General features: G+C 58.2%; 12 protein-coding genes and 3 pseudogenes. 5 read left to right on the forward strand and 10 right to left on the reverse strand.

Features of this window, described 5'->3' with window-relative positions; genetic code table 11:
* Positions 1-89 precede the first annotated feature (89 nt).
* From EV147_RS19275 to EV147_RS19285, 3 genes and pseudogenes are all read right to left on the reverse strand, one after another.
* Positions 90-1,061, reverse strand: coding sequence for an alpha/beta fold hydrolase (locus EV147_RS19275; RefSeq protein WP_130392849.1), 972 nt, complete (start codon positions 1,059-1,061; stop codon positions 90-92).
* A gap of 101 nt (positions 1,062-1,162) precedes the next feature.
* Positions 1,163-1,943, reverse strand: a pseudogene (locus EV147_RS19280) (manganese catalase family protein); the annotation flags it as partial.
* Between the two features lie 490 nt (positions 1,944-2,433).
* Positions 2,434-3,288 (reverse strand): SDR family NAD(P)-dependent oxidoreductase, encoded by an 855-nt coding sequence (locus EV147_RS19285; RefSeq protein ID WP_130392850.1) that lies wholly within the window; start codon positions 3,286-3,288, stop codon positions 2,434-2,436.
* Between the two features lie 391 nt (positions 3,289-3,679).
* Between EV147_RS19285 and EV147_RS19290 the strand changes: the two genes are divergently transcribed.
* A complete protein-coding gene (locus EV147_RS19290) occupies positions 3,680-4,849 on the forward strand; it encodes a zinc-dependent alcohol dehydrogenase (protein ID WP_130392851.1) in 1,170 nt (389 codons plus the stop codon).
* 629 nt (positions 4,850-5,478) lie between these two features.
* Here EV147_RS19290 and EV147_RS19295 read toward each other — a convergent pair.
* Positions 5,479-6,453, reverse strand: a complete 975-nt coding sequence (locus EV147_RS19295) for a 5'-nucleotidase (RefSeq protein ID WP_130392852.1) — start codon at positions 6,451-6,453, stop codon at positions 5,479-5,481.
* 1,234 nt (positions 6,454-7,687) lie between these two features.
* Here EV147_RS19295 and EV147_RS26005 point away from each other — a divergent pair.
* Both EV147_RS26005 and EV147_RS19300 read left to right on the forward strand, forming a co-directional pair.
* The gene (locus tag EV147_RS26005; RefSeq protein ID WP_157994707.1) at positions 7,688-7,861 is read left to right on the forward strand and encodes a hypothetical protein; all 174 of its coding nucleotides are present in this window, start codon (positions 7,688-7,690) and stop codon (positions 7,859-7,861) included.
* 126 nt (positions 7,862-7,987) lie between these two features.
* Positions 7,988-9,180, forward strand: a pseudogene (locus EV147_RS19300) (RNA-guided endonuclease InsQ/TnpB family protein).
* Positions 9,181-9,238: 58 nt separating this feature from the next.
* Here EV147_RS19300 and EV147_RS26485 read toward each other — a convergent pair.
* The 6 genes from EV147_RS26485 to EV147_RS19335 form a co-directional block, all read right to left on the reverse strand.
* Entirely contained in the window at positions 9,239-9,448 is a 210-nt protein-coding gene (locus EV147_RS26485; RefSeq protein WP_130392853.1) for a YciI family protein, read from the reverse strand.
* A 450-nt stretch (positions 9,449-9,898) separates the two neighbouring features.
* Entirely contained in the window at positions 9,899-10,216 is a 318-nt protein-coding gene (locus EV147_RS19310; RefSeq protein WP_130392854.1) for an H-NS histone family protein, read from the reverse strand.
* 97 nt (positions 10,217-10,313) lie between these two features.
* Positions 10,314-10,634 (reverse strand): H-NS family nucleoid-associated regulatory protein, encoded by a 321-nt coding sequence (locus EV147_RS19315; RefSeq protein WP_130392855.1) that lies wholly within the window; start codon positions 10,632-10,634, stop codon positions 10,314-10,316.
* A 950-nt stretch (positions 10,635-11,584) separates the two neighbouring features.
* Positions 11,585-11,968: a hypothetical protein gene (locus tag EV147_RS19325; protein ID WP_130392857.1), complete on the reverse strand. Its 384-nt coding sequence runs from the start codon at positions 11,966-11,968 to the stop codon at positions 11,585-11,587.
* A gap of 58 nt (positions 11,969-12,026) precedes the next feature.
* On the reverse strand, positions 12,027-12,434 hold the full coding sequence (locus EV147_RS19330) for an Hsp20/alpha crystallin family protein (RefSeq protein ID WP_407923265.1): 408 nt from the start codon (positions 12,432-12,434) through the stop codon (positions 12,027-12,029).
* A 31-nt stretch (positions 12,435-12,465) separates the two neighbouring features.
* Complete coding sequence (locus EV147_RS19335; protein WP_130392859.1) at positions 12,466-12,921, reverse strand: Hsp20/alpha crystallin family protein; 456 nt, start codon at positions 12,919-12,921, stop codon at positions 12,466-12,468.
* Between the two features lie 748 nt (positions 12,922-13,669).
* Here EV147_RS19335 and EV147_RS19340 point away from each other — a divergent pair.
* Together EV147_RS19340 and EV147_RS19345 are read left to right on the forward strand one after the other, a co-directional pair.
* Positions 13,670-14,599 (forward strand): annotated as a pseudogene (locus EV147_RS19340) (LysR family transcriptional regulator).
* A gap of 108 nt (positions 14,600-14,707) precedes the next feature.
* Complete coding sequence (locus EV147_RS19345; RefSeq protein WP_198680297.1) at positions 14,708-15,910, forward strand: MFS transporter; 1,203 nt, start codon at positions 14,708-14,710, stop codon at positions 15,908-15,910.
* Positions 15,911-16,301: the final 391 nt, after the last annotated feature.

Here is a 16,301-nt window from a genome sequence, read left to right on the forward strand (position 1 = left end):
TTCGAAGGATTTGCGAGCAGCTTGCCGGCCCGCCGAACGCTCCCCTGCCTAGAAGCCGGGTAGGTTTGAGCAACGGACTTTGGTCCTGTTCACCCCACGACAAGATGCAGCCCAGTGCCCGCTTGGGCACTGACGGCATTCACAACTGCGAGCGCATGGCTATGGTGGACCATGTGGCCGGCGCCGGGCTCGACTGTCAAGGTGCTGTGCGGGATATCGTGATGAAGACGCTCGCTATGGCGGCTCACGTCAACAATCGTGTCGTCGCGCCCCGCAATGATTGCGACCGGCATCGTCAACTGGTGATAGCTCTTGCGCAGCTTGCTTACGGCTGGGATCATGGACGTTGCCTCTTCGCTGGCGGCCCGAAGCTGGATCGGGCGAAGCATCATCTCTCGGGGGACGATATCAAGGAAGTCTGGAGGAACCGGCGCGGGGGCGAACATCGTTCGCACGCCTCGGGCTAGTCCTAGCCGCCATGCCAGCGGCAATAGGGTGTAGCGTAAGACATCGCCAACCAGAGGAAGAGCACCGGGAATGTTGAACAGAACGTCGGGCCGGGCGGTCGGATAGTAGTAGCCAGACACTAGAACCAGCCCAGATACCTCTTCGGGTTCAGCCAACCCCATCGCAATGGCCGTCAAGGTACCCCACGAATGTCCGACAATGATTGGACGCTCCACGCCAAGCTGTCTCAGGGCTTGCCATAGCAGTGTCGCTTGGGCTTGTGGAGTCCATATGCGGCGACGCGGACGCTCGGTATAGCCAAAACCTGGGCGGTCAAAGGCAATTACGCGGTGACGGCGTGCAAGCGAGTCGACTAAGCCACTAGCAGTGAAGTCTTCCAGTTGCACGCCATTGCCGTGCAACAGCACTACCGCCGGGACTTCGCCGCGGTCCGTATAGTGCAATCGCACGCCATCGATGTGTAGCATATGCCCAGAGGGCGGGGACTGCCGCTCGGCGTTAGCCGCACGATGTCGAACCCACAAGGCAGTGGCGGCGCAGGCGACAAGGATGGCGCCGAGCGGGATGGCAATCGAAGCTTTCGAATCGGACATGAGGGCGTCGTTTGATGTTGGAACCGTGACTTATGCACTGCGTCTTCGCGAAACCGCCCGGCGGGGCCGGGCGGCTTAACGACGACAGGAGGGATGCTCGCTTATCTGCCCTTCACAGGTGCGCCAACGCCATCGGGATCGTCTTCCAACTTGCCCAAATCGACACCGGTCACGGGATCACTTTCGACATCCGACTGTCCGCGCAATGCGAAGGCATCCACTGCTTCTTCTTGCTCCGCAGGGAGTGTCACGGTAGCGGTGCCGTCGCCCCCGTCGACGGCGGGAGGCGGATCCTCGACGAAGGCAAATGTGGAATCTGCATTCTAGGGGCCGCGCAGACTTTCTTCACCCTGGGACATCTTGAAATACACGCTCGCAAACTTCGGATCCACCGGCGCTTTGCCCGGTGGGAAGTTCGGCGTAATGGAGTACAACGCTTTCTCGAAGGATTTTTGGTGGGAAACTTCCCGGGTCATCAGGAACCCCAACGCTTCCTGGACGCCCGGGTCATCGGTCACGTTCATCAGCCGCTCGTAGATGATCTTGGCCCGCGCTTCGGCCGCGATATTTGAACGCAGATCGGCCGTGGGCTCGCCAATCGTATCGATATAGGCCGCAGTCCATGGAACGCCGGCGGAGTTGATCAACGCGGGACCGCCGCCGTAGAGAATCTGCGTCACATGACTGTCGTTGCCGGCGCCCTGCAGGGCGCGATAAAGTTCCGCCTCAGCTTGCACGCCCTCGGCCAAGTCGCCCTTGGCTCCCCGATTTAGCATGGCAATCAAAGAGCCGATCACCTCCAAGTGGCTTAGCTCTTCTGTAGCAATGTCGAACAGCATGTCCTTGCGGCCCGGATCCCTCCTCGGACAATGCCTGCGTGAAGTTGGCATCGTCGTCCTTCTCGTCGCTGAACTGCTTGAACAATTTCTTCACCGCGCGGTGATCGTCCAGCAAGAGGGATAGGGCCGCCTTTTGCTGTGTAGGTATTTTCGATTTGTCCATGGTCTACGCCGGTGGGGTTTAGTGGTTTGGCGCGGGCGGACAGCGTTGCTCGCACGAACCACACTAGGTCCAGAAAGCCAATATGACTGTAGGTGTGCCTCCGACTGAGCGATGGATTTCGCCCGATCCCGAGGTGCGGTGCGTTCGTCGCCTCACTTCTTTGAACTGAACGCCTAAGAGCGACGGCGGCAATACGTTTGGCATTCAACGATGGTTGAGCTTCTTGGATACGAGGCTCGATGTGTTAAGGATGTATAGCCTAACCGTTTCATCATTACGGCTCACCAGCATTGACGCTTATCCACGTCGGATGCTTTCCATCATCTTCGTTCGTGTCTGCCGTCCTCTGAAGTCGCGACCCATCGACTCCTCAACTGGTCCCTCGTGAAGGATCCTCCGAGAGGGGCTGAGCCATGTGTCGGTGTTGCTCGGCCAAAGCATCCGTAGGCGTAAAGTGGGCAATTGCCGCACGCAGTTTGTTCTGCCATCCGGTTACGACGTCGCCTTCCCCCTTCATCATCGCCTCAAAGCCTTGCTTCGCCACGTCTGCTGGATCATCCTTGTTCCCCTGCGCGACACGGGTATCCAACATGTCGGCACGTTCGAAGAATTCTGTCTCGGTCGCGCCAGGCATGAGGCATGTCACCGACACGCCCGAGTCGCGCAATTCGTGGCGCAACGCGAACGAAAAGGAGTCGAGGAAAGACTTCGAGGCGTTGTAGACCGCTTGATAAGTACCGGGCATCAACCCCGCAATGGACCCCGTTATCAAGATCCTTCCCTGGCCACGCGCGCGCATCGACCGTCCGACGTGGTGCAGCAGGTACACGGTTCCCGTCACGTTTGTCTCGATCACGCGCGCGATCTCACTAAACTCTTGATCCACGAAGGCGCGCCCCAGGCCGCGCCCTGCGTTCGCGCAGAGCACGTCAACAGGCCGCCCTCGGAGCGCTGCAAGTAGGCTGTCCACGCCCTCTCGGGTTGAAAGGTCGGCTTGTAACGCTTCTACGGTCACGCCTCCGCTTCCCAGCGATGTCGCGGCAGCATTGATCTCAGCTTCATCGGCGACGATGAGCACGTCCATGCCTGCGGCTGCACAACATTCCGCGAGGTGATAGCCAATTCCTGTCGATGCACCTGTTACCACCGCAAATGGAATAAGCGTCGTCGTGGGGGGCTTGGGTCCCTCAGAGGGACTGGACGAGGGTGGTATGGCTTCGGACATGATGGCTCCAGCGAGAGGGGGAACGACGCGGACAGCGGCAAGCTGCAAACTCCGTTCCATTAGGCTTTCGTGACCGCCGCTACCGACGCTGCCTACTTGTCGCCGGAAAACCCTGTACCCGAAAGCGCAAAAAGGGCGCCGCCTTAGTCTCCAGAATTACATTACGGTCCCACCAGAACCAAATCCGTAGGGGCTGCCGGTCACCACCGTGGCCACGCGGCGAAGTGACGAACCTACCGGGTCGCGCGACAGCGGATAGCGACCATGAGCTCTGGCGGAGCGAAGGGTACGCATCCATTGTCTGTGCATGCGAATGGGGCGGCTAAATCGCGTTTCTGAAAAGTCCCCGGCACGATCAATGCGGGTGGTCAACTCGACCATGGAGACCGACATGAAAGCGCTTTGCTGGCACGGAAAACAGGACATTCGCTGCGATACCGTTCCCGATCCAATAATTGAACATCCTCGAGATGCCATCATCAGGACTACGAGTTGTGCCATTTGTGGATCTGACCTGCATCTCTATGGTGGCTTTGTCCCCGGCATGGAGAAGGGCGACGTAATGGGCCACGAGTTCATGGGTGAAGTGGTGGAGGTGGGGGCCGAGAACAAGCGCCTGAGGGTTGGGGACCGCGTCGTCGTACCATTCACGATCATCTGTGGTGAGTGTGACCAATGCCGTCGCGGGAATTTCTCGGTATGCGAGCGCACCAATCGCAACAAGGCGACCGCAGACAAGATGTTCGGCCACACCACTGCGGGCTTGTTCGGCTATACCCATCTGACTGGTGGTTACGCGGGCGGGCAGGCTGAATACGTGCGAGTCCCTTACGCCGACGTGGCGCCGGTCAAGATCCCGGAGGGCGTGAGTGACGAATCGGTCCTGTTCCTGGGCGACATCCTGCCCACCGGTTGGCAAGCCGCCGCCGCATGCGACATCCAGCCTGAGGACGTGGTCGCAATATGGGGAGCGGGTCCGGTGGGCCAGTTCGCAATCCTGAGCGCGAAGCTGATGGGCGCCCAGCGCGTTATCGCGATTGACCGAGTGGCCGAGCGGCTAGCCATGGCGGAATCGTTGGGAGCGATCCCATTGAACTTTGAGAACGTGAACATCGTCGAGGCACTAAACGAGCAGACCAACGGCAAGGGCCCTGACAAGTGCATCGACGCCGTGGGACTGGAGGCGCACGCCACGGCGTCGCTCGACTCTGTCTACGATCGCATCAAGCAGGCCGTCATGCTGGAATCCGACCGCCCGCATGTGTTGCGAGAAATGATCTACGTCTGCCGGCCGGCCGGAATTATCTCCGTTCCCGGCGTCTACGGCGGACTGGTTGACAAGATCCCCATGGGGGCGCTGATGAATAAAGGACTGACAGTTCGTACCGGCCAGACCCACGTGAACCGGTGGACCGACGATCTGCTGCAACGCATCCTGTCCGGCGAGATTGACCCCACGTTTGTGATCACGCATCGAATTGGCATTGAAGAGGGACCGGAGATGTACAAGACGTTCCGGGATAAGGCGGATGGCTGCGTGAAGGCAGTGATCAAATTTTGACAGTGAGTGGCTTTCTAACGCCAGAAAGCGCGTGACGACGGAGCCGACATGAAACACGAAGAGACCAGCAGTAGAAATCCAGCAAGAAAACCTACGAACTCGGAGCGACAAGACCCCGTACCCGAGGTCGACGCAATTCCCCCGAGCGGATCCAATGACGGGGAGAAGGAAATAGGGCAGACGCCGAACGAGATAATGAATGAGCAAGTGTCGCCGCACGACGAGCAGGGTAATCGAGAGCAATCCGACAAGCCAAATATCAGCGGCTAACACTTAAGGTGCTGCGGTGGACATCGGAAGGGGAGATAAGTCTGTGCTCGCCGCACGTGGAAGTCCGCGCAAACTTCCCGCGAGAGACGCTTCGCGAACCTCGCCCGGATAGCGGGCACAGAACCATGCGTGCGGAGCGCAAATCGCGTTGAAACTCACGAACCGATCAAGGGACGGCTTGACTGAGCCTCTTAACTACTTTCCACGGAGGCGCGAGTTCGCAAGCGCGATGCGCCTCAGTGCCGGCACAGCGGATTCTCCGGCTTACCTCGCCACACACTCGCGCGGCACGCCGAATAGCTAATCTTGATTATGAAAGCACTCTTAAATCCCCCTTCGGGAATCACCGGCGATGTCCGCTATGCGCTCTCGATATGGTTAGCGCGCCCCGTTGGCTGCGTCGGAAGGGTTTTCCCGCCAACGTCTGTGGACAGCAGTTGTCCACCCTTGTACGGGACCAAACCGGCGGGCACCAATCCGGCCGCGCGTTCGACATGCGATTCTTGGTCATCGAAGAACATATGGGCGCCGAATGCTTGTAGCACCAGATCTTTAGGAAGTCCGCCCAGAAAAAATGCCTCGTCGATAGATACATTCCAAGCGCGCAAAGTGTGGATGACGCGTGTGTGCGCGGGGCTGTTACGCGCCGTGACAATTGCTATCCTGACGGGGGAGCGTCCCGCTGGGAAATGGTCTTGAATTTCGGCCAAGCGGAGCAACAGCTTCGCGAATGGTCCCTCCGCCATCGCTTGGTGACGATTTCGGCGCTCGTGTTCAACGAAGGCGTCAAGGCCCTCAGTCTTGAAAATGTGCTCGGACTCCGGCGAGAACAGGACCGCGTCGCCATCGAACGCGATGCGAATTTGTTTCCCAGGAGGCTCGTAGATGGCTGGCGCGTCGTACAACTGAGCAGCGGCGACGCCGCCATCCACTGCGGCCTGGACGTCGTCTGCATCGCGAGACAGGAACAAGTCCACCTTAAAAGCCTGCAAATAGGGGGCGATGGGCGTCCCGCCGGTGAAAGCCGCTCGTGTGATGTCGAGTTGATGGGCTTCGATCGCATTGAACGCTCGTAGACCCGTGTCGGGTGAGTTCCGAGAGATGACGACCACTTCCACTAGTCGCCGCCCGGGAATGGATCTGTTAAGTTCCAGCAGAGCTCGGACAAGCGGAAACGCAGTGCCGGGGAGCAGTGGCTCGTCCTCATGCCTCCGTTGGTAATCAGAGTACGCCTGGACGCCCTCGTCATTGAAGAGGCGGTTCTCCAGTTCAAGATTAAATAGTGCGCGGGATGAAATCCCAATGACTAGCTTGTCGGTAAGGTCGTAGGCCATGAGTCAGTATAAGGGACGGCGCCCCAAATGACCTCGCTGCCCTGGGCTCGGAACAGTGACACTCAGGCTGTCATGACTGGACAGTTGTTCGGACACAAAGTCGTGCCGGTTGGTGCTGTGCGAGAGGATCCTCTACCTACTATCGGAGAGGGTGCAGCATATCCGGAGTGAATGCACGACCTCGCATCGGCACAATTGACCGGCGACGTGCAAACGCGTTCAGGTTGCCGAAGCGCGAGCGGGGCTTTGCCGCTCTGTTTGGCCATTAGTGCTAGAGGAAGGCGCCGTCCGTCTAACGTATCCATCGCTACTCAATGATTCTTAGATCGGAACGCTAGTATCGCGTTATGGAATCAACCAGGCAACGTAGAGCAACTGCCGTTTGTTGATTGGCGAGCCGCATAATTAGGCGATCGAGGGCGAACAATCACGCAAAATATGCAATTAATCGCCAAGAAAGACATTTCGCTATCCGGCCGGTGGAACCGGCTAAAGAGCGAGCAAGGTCAGCACTCCTGGACTGGGCTGCTTGCGACACAGTAAATCGAAATATCTAGGCGGCCCTATCTTTCGCGCCGAATCGATAAACGCCTGGATGTCGGTGGCAGACTTCGGTCCAGGTGGCAAACAGATCGCCCTGCTTACCTCGGCATTGGGCAAACCGGGGTAAGTGCCGAATGTTAGGTTGGCGCAGAAAAATTCCGAGAAGACTTTCAAATGCGCAACGTCGCCTCTTTTTGGTCGCCATCACCGTAGCTATGGGTGTGCAGGCAGCGAAATGTCGAAGCCAGGGCGAGATCCATCTGACTACACGGATATCACTGCGGGATCGAACGGATCGGTATCCATCGTCGGTAAGTCAGCCAACGTTAAGCAGCTCGAGCAGCAGTTCCTCGCCAGCAGGCGGAATGAGAGCCGACAGTATCAGGCACAGCTCGCCCAGCAACAACAGCCGGGACTGCGCCACGGCGATGGATCTACGCAGCCAGTGTCAGGCAATGGACAGCAAACTCGCTCGATAGAGGGAACCATGCGCCGAATCAACGGCTGGCAACAGATGGACGAGCTCAAGCGGAGTTACCGCGTGCTCCCGGACCAGCAGTTTCAACTGGGTTGTCATCGCTAAATACACGTTTTGGGCTTCGTGTTCGCTCAGGCCGGTGGCATGTATTCTGCTCGCCTTGGGCAAACGGCGGAGCAACTGCCGCTGCAACTTGGATGGTAGGAGCAAATCATGGTCATCGGCAAAATGCTTCGTCTGGTATTACCGGTAGCTATGTACATCGCGGCGGCGGCACTTGGTGTCGGCTTCGCCGCCTATCAAAATCGGAGCAAGCGGATGAGGCCTACGCTGCCGCGCGAAGGTGAGGTTATGAAGGCCAGCCATTCTATGGTTTCGGAAAACTGACCCATGGAATGCCCAAGCGGCTTACGCCGACTCCCTTACACTGCTCAACTTGCCTATCGGTCGCGCTCAGCAACGCGTGAGTGCTAGTGGTTTGGGCGCAAAAGTCGTCGAGTGTACAATCGTCCGATGCAGCGTCTTCAAGCCTTCAAGTTCGAGCTTCGCCCTAACGGCAAGCAGCAGCGCGACATGCGCCGCTTCGCTGGGGCGTGCCGATTCGTCTACAACAAGGCGCTGGCGTTGCAGAAGGCCCATTACGAAGCGGGCGGCAAGTTCATTGGGTACGTGGCCATGCCCAAGCACTTGACCGAGTGGCGCAGCGGTGCAGAAACGCCGTGGCTCAAGGATGCGCCCGTTCACCCGCTGCAACACGCCCTCAAGGACATGGAGCAGGCGTACAAGAATTTCTTCGCCAAGCGTGCCGCCTTCCCGAAGTTCAAGAAGCGGGGCCAGCACGACAGCTTCCGCTACCCCGACCCCAAGCAATTCAAGCTCGAACGAGCGCATCTTCCTGCCCAAGCTGGGCTGGATGCGTCTGCGCCTGTCGCGCCCGGTCATGGGCGAATTGCGCAATGTCAGCATCAGCTTGTCGGGCAGCAAATGGTTCGTCTCCATCCAGACCGAGCGCGAGGTGGTGCAGCCGGTGCCGCAAGCGATGAGCGCGGTTGGTATCGACATAGGCATTGCCCGTTTCGCTACGATGAGCGATGGCAGCTTCCTCGCACCGCTCAACAGCTTCAAGAAACATGAGGCTTGCCTGCGCCGCTACCAACGCGCGATGAGCCGCAAGACCAAGTTCAGCAACAATTGGAAAAAGGCGAAAGCGCGTCCAGCGCATTCACACCCGCATCGGCAACGCCCGCCGCGACTACCTGCACAAAGCCACGACCACGATCAGCAAAAACCACGCGATGGTGTGTATCGAGGACTTGCAGGTGCGGAACATGTCCAGGTCGGCGGCAGGCAGCACCGAGGCACCGGGAAGAAATGTTCGGGCCAAGTCCGGCCTGAACAAGTCCATCCTCGATCAGGGCTGGTTCGAGTTCCGTCGCCAGTTGGACTACAAGGTGTCGTGGAGCGGTGGATGGCTGGTGGCCGTGCCATCGGCGAACACAAGCCGGACATGTCCGGTTTGTGGATGCGTGAGTGCAGAGAACCGGACCACGCAGGCAAAATTTGCCTGCGTCGAATGCGGTTACGAAGAGAACGCCGATGTCGTCGGCGCTCTCAACATTTTGGCGCGAGGACATCGCGTTGCAGCCTGTGGAGAGCCGGTGCAGTCGGGCCGCTCCGTGAAGCAGGAACCCGCCGAGGCGATCTGAGACGGGCACATCGTTTTAGACGCGGTAGGAATCCTCCGCCTTCAGGCAGGGGAGGATGTCAACGCAACAGCTCTTCGACCTCCTCCTTGTGTGCTGCTTGGACGATCCATAGGCCTCCAACCGGCGCTGCTTCGGGATCCGATCTCAGCGATCCTGCGGCTAAAATCTTCTCTCGATAGAGTCGCAGCCAATCGATATGCGCATCGAAATGAGTCGTTCGTAGTGCCGATTGGTTTGGCTTGTCATGAAAACGAACGGCGAATAGCATGCCCGATGCTCACAGAATATAGTTGAGCACTAGTAACGGAATCAGGGTCTTCGTCTGTCTATGCGCAGTCCTCTACTGTACTTGCCAGCAACATTGGCCGAAGCGTTGCGAAAGTTACGTAAAGCCGGAAGTCGCGAACTCGGCCCCGAGAGCCTAGGCGGCGACTCGTCGAACCTGATGATTGGATGGATTGGCGCTACGGCCCCGCACGTGGTGCTGATATGCCTTGGGGTTGAGATTATCGAGCTCAAGCCGTTGGTCAGGACCGGCGTTGTTGGATGCGCCTTTCCGAAGCGGTTCGAGTAGTGTCTTCATAGGCGAATATGCGACCTATGCTGGACACTCGGAAAGCAAGCGATGCCACAGAAACTGGCGTCCGGTTGCGAAGACCTACCACTGTCCACTGGCGCTCTGATGGATCTATTGCCAGGCAGGCGCCATAACCGTTTGCTAAGCGGCTTCTTCGGCGATAAGAAAACGCTTCGGATTCTTCCCCAGCCATGCAGGAGCGCGGCCCCGTCCCGACCAAGTGTTCCCAGTCTTAGGATCTCTGTATTTAGGCGGCAGTGGAGCCTTCGCGACGCCGTTTGAAGCTTTCGCCGGACGGCCGCGACCACGCTTCTTGGCAATGTCGTCGACTGTCAGTCCGTAGTCGGCCATCAGCTCCTGGATTCTCGAGATCACACCGGCAACTTCTTCAGCACGAACTTCATGCAACTTTGCTTCTAAGGCCGCCTTTTCCGCCATCAGTTGTTTATACGTTGCCATTTGGAGTTACCTCGGTGATGGATGAATCATTCAATGCTATATCAAATCGCCTAGGCAGGCGAACCGGTATTCTTAAGAACTTGGCTGGGCGAGCGTCCTAGTCAACCTTGAAATGGTCTACCGTTTGGCCCTTGTGCGTTGCGCGCTGCAGCCATTCTGGCATTTCTCCCATCCCGTCCCATGTATGACCGGCGGCATCCTTGTATTTCACCTTCGCGTTGGTACGTTGCGAAAACCGATGCGCCTCAAAACACCCCGTCTCGAGGAGTTGGGCGAAAGTTATTCCGTTGCGGGCCATTGTGGTCCTAATCCACAGGATCGCGTCTGCCTTAGCTCGCCCAAATACCAGTTCTTGTGACGAAGACAGCGGATCCTTGAGCAGCGCCTGCGGCGCGCCAATTGATTTCGCGGAGTGCATGGTTGCTTTGGTGATGACGTGACCGCGGTCACAAAGTGAGAGGTCAGGAGACCGTGCGCGAGCCTAGCGGATCGTCGGCGGAGACGAAGAAGTCGTGACTTCTTTGCAGTCGAAGTGTGCTGCAGCATATGTCGCGTTACAAGCCCACACCTCTTCACCATCCCGTACGAAGCTCACCCAGTGGCCGTCGCTAATACATTCCGCTCCCGGATAGACTTCATCATGCCCGTTTGGCCCGTCCAGCGGAAAGGGGTCATGGGGGATGGCCCAATAGCGCCCGGGAGGGAGGGCTGCAACCTGTTTCCTGCTCATAAACCTCTGATTCGTTTGTTGCGCGACTTTCGCGTCTTCGATCTCTACTCTACCAGTTCATACCGTAACACCAGAGCGGTCAATCACGAGCGGCTTGTGAGCGGCTACGCACCTTCCGTTCGCAATTCACCGCTGGAGATTTTTTTGGTCCGCTCTTCGTGTAACCGCTCGGTCGGCGGCGGTCGCTAGCCTTGCCTGGTTCGTCAGCCCAACAGTGTGGCTCGGGGCGAAACTCCCGTAAGCGGACGATGAACTGATGCCAGCCATGTCGCCCTCCGATGCAGTGCAAGCCGGAGATCCGTTGGTTACCACCTGTCATTCCTTATGACCCTCGCTTCATCTGAGCGTTCCAGCGGCGGCCTCATATCGTGGCGAGGCGTCGAACATTGCGGCTCGGCCGTAGCACGATGTCCTGGCCGATTCCTGGTAGGAGGTTGGCGCGAGGTGCATGGTCGAGGAAGACTCAAGCGGCCCGGCGCCTTATAGCCGGGCCTAAGGCGCCATGGAGATCACGGCCAATACTTTCAATAACGGCCGCCAACGTACTTGGCAACTCTCCCCACGATACACATCCGTAACGGGCCGACTCGGCTCGAGCGGTGGTGGCCGCGTCGGATCGCCATTGATTCAAATGTTGTCTATTGGAGCGGAGGTACGGCACCTAGCTTCTCGGCCAACATCCGTTCATACACGCCGAAGTGCAGATCCACCTCCGACTGGTCAACCACGGTCACGTCGATGTCCATCCTGTTTTGCGGTAGCCCGAACAGTATGGCAAGCGCCGGTCCCAGATGGTATGCAGCTTCCTTGTCTCTTGAGAACGTCGTACCGATTTTGATCAGATAGCTCTCTTCCCGTTGCGCGACAATCTCAACTAACCGTGCATGCGCGCTGAGATTGCACTCGATCCCAATTCTCGCAACTTCGGCCAGTTGGCGGAGACGCTCTGTCGGGAACCCTCGCTCGCAACGTAGTCGAGTTCTATGTCTGCCCAAGGTCAGCCATTCAGCTTGAAATTCCATGATGTCTTGCCTCAATGAAGCCGGCGAGCCCTGGTTGGGCCCGTCGGCATATCGATACTTAACCCGAGGTGACTGTGATCCGGCGGGGCTTTGCTTCTTCCCGGCGCGGAATGGACAGACGCAGTACACCGTTCTCAAGGCTCGCCGTGATTTTGCTTGTATCGAGATCCAGGCTTACCAAGAAGGTCCGCGCGAAACGCGGCTGTTGCACTTCCATATGCTGGACGCGGATTGTGGGGGGGACGTCAATCGTCACTTCGCCTTCTATTGAAAGATGGCCATCGTGGATCTTCACATCGAGAGTGTCTCTCGAGACGCCAGGCAAATCGGCGTACACCGTAATGCCTGAGTTGTCCTCGACGATATCGACCGGAGGGATCACGGTCCGCTGACGGGGCGCTGAACTGTCGCGTCCAAGTGGGCCTGAAGGACTCTGCCTTTTGGTCGCGACCTGAGTATGTTGTATTTCACTCATGATGGTCTCCAGTGAGGATGTATCACTGCACAGCAATGGCCTTAGGCCGCGAGGCCTCTCGTTTGCCAATGATGATTGCAAGGCATCCATTGCTGTAGCGCGCCTTGACGTTGTCGGCGTCGGCGTTGGACGGTAGTTCGATGACGCGTCTGAACTTGCCGGCGAAACGCTCCTGCGCATAAACACGCGTCGGTTCGTCGCTTTGACTCACCCCAGCGGCTCCGTGCATTGGCTGTCGTTCGCCCGCGATGGTCAGCATTCCCTTGTCGATCGACACGTCGAACGCATCCGAGTCGAGGCCGGGCGCAAAAACGACGATCTCAATGGAGTCGTCTGTGGCGCCGACATTCAGTAGCGGGAACGTGCCTGCGCGTGCGGCGCGAAGGCTCGAAGGCAGGCCACCTGTCAGACTCGACAGCTGCCGCTGCATTCGGTCGAACTCACTGAAAAGATCAGTTCCGAAGAAGAAGTCGCTCATGATTACCCTCCATAAGATCGGACGACGAGGGCGAACCGGCTGCGCGCGAAGTTCGCCCGTCGCTGAGCCGACGAACAAAACGAGACACGGATCACACGGTTAAACGGTGCGATCGCCTGAGCAAGGCCAAATTAGGAACTGGAGAGCAAAATTTCAAGAGAAGTTTGAGTGGTATTACGACTACACAAAAGTGCTTTATGAGGCATTCAACCTTGCCCGAGCGCTGGTGTGCATAGCGCCTGTGCGACGTCTGTATATTCATACAGGTACCGTCATTGCGAATGGGCCGGGTGCGTGGCCAGGGTAGGGATTAGGCGTTGGGCTATTCCGGCGCGCCGGTTATCTGCGCGGCTAACGCCTTTTGGTATGACATAGCCTCGGGCTGCCATCGGACCTTGATGACTTTCCATCAGAGTCTTACGCCTGCCGAATGCCACTTCTTTTCATGGCGGTGGTGACTTCTAGCGGCGCCAGAAGAAGTAGGGCAGTGGTGCGCAACTATCTGAGCACGTACGTCGCGCCAGGATTCCAGATAACTATGCCGCCACCCGTCGATGTAAAGATATGGGGCCCCGCTGGCCCCCGGCTCCCTTGTCGACTTCGCGGGACGGATAATATGCGCGACTTGGATGATCGACCGTCCGAGATCTCGATGTCGGCCGAACGCTGAGTACGCTATGTTGAGCGTGTACTCCGGAGTTTCAAAGCTACGGCACTACACGCTGTTAGCCACCTAGGAAGTTGCGGAATGGACAAGTTGCTCGCCCTGAAGATGTTCGTCGAGACTTGGATGCGAAAGGATTCTCTGCGGCTGCGCGGCGCATGAACCTTGCGACTTCTTCCGTCACACGAGCGCTCGACGGATTGGAGAGTTCGCTGGGCTCTGCGCTACTGAATCGCTCCACCCGTCAGGTCACCGTCACTGAGGCCGGAGCAAGCTACTATCAGCAGGCAAGGCAGATACTCGAAGCGGTCGAAGAAGCGGACGCATCGATTGCCGATCACGGGGAAGTGCCTGTCGGTCAGCTGCGGGTTTCGCTCCCGGTCGCATTTGGTCGGTGCTGTGTTTCTCCCTTCCTCGGTGTCTGGATGGCTCGGCATCCTCAACTCGAACTCGAGGTTCAACTCACTGACGAGATCGTTGATCTCATCGACGCGCGTGTTGACGTCTCGCTCCGGCTGGGCGGCGCTGCGATCTATGACGACGTCATCGCTAAAGAAGTGGGACACTTCCGCCGACTCGTCGTGGCGAGTCCGGAGTATGTTGACCAGCATGGCGCAGTGGAGGAACCCACTGACTTAATGAATCATCGATGCTTACGATTCAGTTTCAGTTTCGGCTCGCGCGATCAAGTTTGGACCTTCCACCAGGATGGGGGCAAGGTTGTAGTGCCGGTCAGCGGCAGTCTTCGCAGCAATAATATCGATGTACTAAGAGATGCCGCGATAGCGGGATTGGGTGTTGGGCTGCTACCGACTGGCTCGTCCAGGACGATATCGCCGCCGGGAGGTTGAAACTGCTGTTCGGGTCTTGGGACGTCACCCCAACCAGTCTTGTTCGAAGATCACGGCGTTCTATCTTCCGAATCATCGGGGATCTCGACGTGCAGCTGCATTCCTTGAATTTCTAACATCTCTGCCAGGCCCAACTGGGCAGCGAACGCTCCGCTCAGAATAAGTACTCACCCTTTTGCATGGGGCGCAACGCTGCGTTGCGCAGCATTGCGATTCTCGCTAACGCGAGCGACGACTAACCTTCGGAGCATCCCTTTCAGGAACCGAAGCCATGTCTACGCAGTCCTCCCCCGCGCTCCCCGGCAGCACGACAGCGTCACCGATGTCGCCAACGCTTGTTGCATTGTTCTCGCTGTGCGCGGGCGTTTTGGTGGCGAATCTTTACTATGCCCAGCCGATCATCGAATTGATTGCCCCGGCGATTGGGCTCTCCATCGACCACGCCGGCCTGATTGTTTCGCTGACGCAAATCGGCTATGCGGTGGGTTTGTTCTTCCTCGTACCGTTGGCTGATCTCCTGGAGAACCGTCGCCTACTCATCATCAGTGGTGTGGCCGCCGCAGCGAGCCTGGCGGGTGCGGCAGCCTCCTCACAGCCGAGCATCTTTCTGCTCGCTTCGCTATTGCTCGGACTGAGCTCGGTGAGCGTACAAATATTGATTCCGCTTGCCGCTCATCTCGCGCCCGAGGCATTGCGCGGGCGTACCGTCGGTACGATCATGGGCGGCTTGCTGTCTGGCATTTTGCTGTCTCGCCCCATTTCGAGCATGGCATCTCAATGGCTAGGATGGCGCGCTGTATTTGTGATCGCTGCCGCGATGACTTTGCTGACGGTGGCAACTATTGCGATGACCCTTCCACGCCGAACGCCCCAGCATCGTGCCAGCTATGGCAGCTTGCTGGCGTCGTTGTGGCACCTGCTTGCCCGACATGCACTGCTGCGTCAACGGGCACTCTTCCAAGGGCTAATGTTCGCCGCGTTCAGTTTGTTTTGGACTGCTGTGTCGTTGGAGCTTGCCGGCAAACATGGCCTTTCGCAATCTCAGATTGGCTTGTTCGCTCTGGTCGGCGCGTTGGGTGCGGTAGCAGCGCCCGTGGCGGGAAGATTGGCGGATGCAGGCCACACTCGCGTTGCGTCCTTTGGGGCGATGGTTGTGGCGGCATTGAGTTTTCTTCCAGGCTTGATGAGCGGGGATGTCGCCGTTATCGGCTTGGCGCTTACCGGCGTTTTGTTGGACTTTGCGGTGCAGATGAACATGGTCCTTGGACAACGAGCTATCTACGCTCTGGACGCTGCCAGCCGTGGACGACTGAATGCGCTTTACATGACGGCGATATTCGTTGGCGGCGCGGCTGGCTCCGCTCTAGCCAGCTCGCTTTACACCGCCTTCGGTTGGCATGGTGTCGTTCTGGCGGGGGGCAGCATGGCATTGCTATCGCTTGCGTCGTTCGCTGTGACTTCACGTAATGGATGAGATGTAGAAGTGGGGGCATCCTTGCTGCTCCTGAGCGGCCCGGCTCCAACCAGCTGGCGTGATTAGATCCGAGACTAAATGGGTCGCGCTCAAGACGAAGCGGGACTGCGAGAAGCCAGCCCATCTCACTACCTCGGAGCGTTGGCACTCTTTAGCTTCCGCTAATCCCATTCGTGCTCGGAAACAAGTTCTGCCGAGACAACCCCTTCCACACTCATCTGGTACAGCTTTCTGTAGCACAGTGGGCAGGGGGCCCAGTCGCGAGGCTGGTCACTGCCCACCTCAAAATGTAGCTCACGGATCCGGACCGGCGCCCCGCATTTGCAAACTAGAATTTGGGTATGGTCGTCCATCGTACCTCCCGATTGGGCCTGTCTTGCAGCATGCGAGG

Source organism: Cupriavidus agavae (assembly GCF_004217045.1).
GTDB classification, from domain to species: Bacteria; Pseudomonadota; Gammaproteobacteria; order Burkholderiales; family Burkholderiaceae; genus Cupriavidus; species Cupriavidus agavae.

Excerpts from the sequence above, each read along its gene's own strand:
- EV147_RS19275 (WP_130392849.1), bottom strand. The coding sequence starts at position 1,061 with ATGTCCGATTCGAAAGCTTCGATTGCCATCCCGCTCGGCGCCATCCTT.
- EV147_RS19285 (WP_130392850.1), bottom strand. The coding sequence starts at position 3,288 with ATGTCCGAAGCCATACCACCCTCGTCCAGTCCCTCTGAGGGACCCAAG.
- EV147_RS19290 (WP_130392851.1), top strand. The coding sequence starts at position 3,680 with ATGAAAGCGCTTTGCTGGCACGGAAAACAGGACATTCGCTGCGATACC.
- EV147_RS19295 (WP_130392852.1), bottom strand. The coding sequence starts at position 6,453 with ATGGCCTACGACCTTACCGACAAGCTAGTCATTGGGATTTCATCCCGC.
- EV147_RS26005 (WP_157994707.1), top strand. The coding sequence starts at position 7,688 with ATGGTCATCGGCAAAATGCTTCGTCTGGTATTACCGGTAGCTATGTAC.
- EV147_RS26485 (WP_130392853.1), bottom strand. The coding sequence starts at position 9,448 with ATGCTATTCGCCGTTCGTTTTCATGACAAGCCAAACCAATCGGCACTA.
- EV147_RS19310 (WP_130392854.1), bottom strand. The coding sequence starts at position 10,216 with ATGGCAACGTATAAACAACTGATGGCGGAAAAGGCGGCCTTAGAAGCA.
- EV147_RS19315 (WP_130392855.1), bottom strand. The coding sequence starts at position 10,634 with ATGCACTCCGCGAAATCAATTGGCGCGCCGCAGGCGCTGCTCAAGGAT.
- EV147_RS19325 (WP_130392857.1), bottom strand. The coding sequence starts at position 11,968 with ATGGAATTTCAAGCTGAATGGCTGACCTTGGGCAGACATAGAACTCGA.
- EV147_RS19335 (WP_130392859.1), bottom strand. The coding sequence starts at position 12,921 with ATGAGCGACTTCTTCTTCGGAACTGATCTTTTCAGTGAGTTCGACCGA.
- EV147_RS19345 (WP_198680297.1), top strand. The coding sequence starts at position 14,708 with ATGTCTACGCAGTCCTCCCCCGCGCTCCCCGGCAGCACGACAGCGTCA.